This is a genomic window from Moorena sp. SIO4A5 (assembly GCF_010672005.1).
Lineage (GTDB): Bacteria > Cyanobacteriota > Cyanobacteriia > Cyanobacteriales > Coleofasciculaceae > Moorena.
The window spans coordinates 1-3,114 of record NZ_JAAHHZ010000576.1 but is presented as its reverse complement, the minus strand read 5'-3'; the positions used below and the strand labels follow the sequence as shown (position 1 = coordinate 3,114).

The 3,114-nt window shown below is 43.6% G+C and carries 4 protein-coding genes; 3 read left to right on the top strand and 1 reads right to left on the bottom strand.

All coding sequences use genetic code 11. From position 1 onward, the window contains the following. Positions 1–173 precede the first annotated feature (173 nt). Positions 174–338, bottom strand: a complete 165-nt coding sequence (locus F6K57_RS41285; protein ID WP_229424105.1) for a CopG family transcriptional regulator — start codon at positions 336–338, stop codon at positions 174–176. 52 nt (positions 339–390) lie between these two features. Between F6K57_RS41285 and F6K57_RS41280 the strand changes: the two genes are divergently transcribed. The 3 genes from F6K57_RS41280 to F6K57_RS41270 all read left to right on the top strand — a co-directional run. Next, positions 391–1,596 carry an RNA-guided endonuclease TnpB family protein gene (locus tag F6K57_RS41280; protein WP_075904258.1) on the top strand — a complete coding sequence of 402 codons (1,206 nt, stop codon included), beginning with the start codon at positions 391–393 and terminating at the stop codon, positions 1,594–1,596. Between the two features lie 110 nt (positions 1,597–1,706). After that, positions 1,707–2,006 carry a hypothetical protein gene (locus tag F6K57_RS41275; RefSeq protein ID WP_075904260.1) on the top strand — a complete coding sequence of 100 codons (300 nt, stop codon included), beginning with the start codon at positions 1,707–1,709 and terminating at the stop codon, positions 2,004–2,006. A 30-nt stretch (positions 2,007–2,036) separates the two neighbouring features. After that, on the top strand, positions 2,037–3,114 hold a 1,078-nt coding region (locus tag F6K57_RS41270), incomplete at its 3' end, for an alpha-amylase family glycosyl hydrolase (protein ID WP_293074887.1).

Sequence of the window (3,114 nt, the reverse complement as noted above, 5' to 3'; positions counted from 1 at the left end):
TATTTAATTCGCCTAGCGATGCAGCGCGGTCTTGGGGGTTCCCCCCACTCGCTATTGCATCAAGACAAGGAAAGCGCACCTTTGGTGAAAACTTTATGATTAAGGCTCCACTAACAATCAGGTTTCGTCTCTAGGAAGGATAGCCCGGTGATGGAGTGAAACGGAGTCACCAATTAGGAATCCTGGGGGATAGGGAAACGAGCTATCAAGCTTCTAATCAACTCAGAGGGGGTCATCCCTCTCTTATCGGCCTCCTGTTTTAATTGTCGTTTTTCAAATTCAGTTACTCTGACTATCAACTTTTTATCTTTCATCTTTTCGGTATTTTGGATTGTCATATGGATCCCCAAATGTTAGACTAACAATAGGTCGATAAGCAAGAGGACAAAAATGAGATATGCATATCAATACCGATTAAGACTAGCAAAGTCGCAAATTGCAAAAGTAGAGAAATGGCTGGACATGTTGCGTCATCAGTACAACTATTTGTTGGCAGACAGGTTTAATTGGTTTGAGCAGAATCGCTGTCCTATTAATTCTTGTCCCCTTGTTTGTCATTTACCAGATCTAAGAAATAACCCTGACTACTTTTCCCAGAAGAAAACTCTACCTCAGCTAAAGAAAGATAGACCTTGGTATAGTTATATTCACGCTCACGTATTACAGGATTGCGTAAAGAGAGTAGATCTGGCTTTTAAGCGGTTTCTTAAGGGAGATAGTAATGGGAAAAAGAGCGGAAGACCTCGATTTAAAAGTAAAAATAGATACAAGTCGTTTACTTTTCCTTCTCTATCCAAGAATCCTATAAATGGCAACATCTTGACTCTTCCAAAATTTGGCAAAGTCAAGATGATTTATCACCGACCTATCCCAGAAGGATTCAAAATCAAAACAGCTACCATAACCCGAAAGGCTGATGGCTACTATGTTACGTTGTCAATCCAAGATGATAGTGTTCCAGAGGTTATCCCAGTAGATAGCGTTGAAAATCCCATTGGGATAGATATGGGTCTCAAGTCTTTTCTTGTTAAGTCTGATGGTTCAGAGGTACCAATACCCCAATACTATCGAAAGGCTCAAAAACGGCTAAAGAAGATCCAAAAAGTTGTTAGTCGGTCTAAAAAAGGTAGTAACAACAGGAAAAAGGCTGTTAGCAAATTAGGCAAAGCCCATAAAAGAGTTGCTGACACTCGGAAAGACTTTCATTTTAAAACAGCAAAGGGATTACTAAACAATCATGATTTAGTAGCTCATGAAAAGTTGAACATTAAAGGTTTAGCGAAAACTAAATTAGCTAAATCTATATTAGATGCTGGTTGGGGTCAATTTCTGTCTATCTTATCAGTCAAAGCCATAAATGCTGGACTAATCACGAAGGCAGTGAATCCCAGAAATACCAGCCAAAACTGTTCCAATTGTGGAACGAAAGTCCCTAAAAAATTAAAAGACCGCATCCATTCTTGTCCTCACTGTGGGTTTACAGCGGATCGTGATGTGAATGCGGCAATAAACATATTGAATTTGGCGGTGGGGCGTCCCGTCAGCAGTAAAGCTTGCCGAGTAACCGTTCGCGTAGCGTCGGGCAAAGCCCGATAGGGATACCTGGTGTTGGCAAGAAGCCCGCGTTGTCCCGTTAGGGCAACGTCGGGAGTACGTCACATAGGATTTGATTAACGACTCAATTTAAGTAATCAATCTTGTTGGTGATGGCTAAATTGTTGAAATTGTTAGGAATTGGCCTAGAATTAACTATCGCTATACTTGTAGCTAGACCAGGTTGGTGTTTACCACCTCCGGAAGATCTACCAGAAGAGGTGTTGAGAACTGAGATTATTATTGAAGCGCGATCGCCTCTTGATGGCAAGCCAATGAATCCCGCTGAATACGCCCAACTGCAAGATGCCATAGCACAACGCTCAACCAGCCCTGGCCTTGACCCCCAGATTCGAGAATTGATTTTTCTGTTGCAACTGAGCGATTTGTTTCGGACAATCCTTCCGTTCTAACGGTGATACTCCCAGACCTGTTTACCCTGAATGTATTCAAGAATTAATCCCGAACAAATTGACCAGATCGTAGGAAACCAACATCATAACCCCTTTGAGGTGCTTGGTTCCCATAAATTTGAGCAGGATGGTAAGGTTAGTTGGGTGGTGCGGGCTTATCTACCAAATGCAGAAGCAGCATGGGTAGTTCTGCCAACGGAAAGGAAGTCTTACCCAATGCAATCGGTACACCATCCTCACTTTTTTGAGGTGGAAATTGAAACACCTCGGCTGGCTAATTACCAACTGCGCATTAAAAAAGGCGGACGCGAATGGGTTAGCTATGACCCCTATCACTTCCGTTCTGCCAAACTAACCGAGTTTGATTTGCACCTATTTGCAGAAGGGAATCATCACCGCATCTACCAGAAACTGGGGGCTCATCCTACAGAAATTGATGGGGTTGAGGGAGTCTATTTTGCCGTTTGGGCACCTAATGCTCGTAATGTTTCAGTGATCGGGGATTTTAATGATTGGGATGGGCGTCAACATCAGATGCGCAAAGGGGCCACTGGTATCTGGGAACTCTTTATTCCTGAACTGGGAGTGGGAGAATCCTACAAGTACGAGATTAAAAATTCCGAAGGTCATATCTACGAGAAATCTGACCCCTATGGTTTCCAACAAGAGGTCAGACCGAAAACTGCTTCGATTGTTACCAACTTGGATGACTATCAGTGGCATGATCACCACTGGATGGAGCATCGGCGTCACACTGACCCCTTGAGGCAACCGATTTCTGTCTATGAGCTACATCTGGGCTCTTGGCTTCATGGTTCTTCAGCTAAACTTCCTCAGGGAGCAAATGGTGAAACCCTAACCGTGGTAACCGTTTCAGACCTCAAACCAGGAGCCCGTTTCCTGACTTACCGAGAACTAGCCCAAAAATTAATTCCTTATATCAAGCAATTGGGCTTCACCCATATCGAAATCTTACCCCTGGCAGAGCATCCCTTTGATGGCTCTTGGGGCTATCAGGTTACTGGTTACTATGCCTGTACCTCGCGCTATGGTAGCCCACAAGACTTGATGTATTTTATCGACCAGTGCCACCAAAATGGGATTGGGG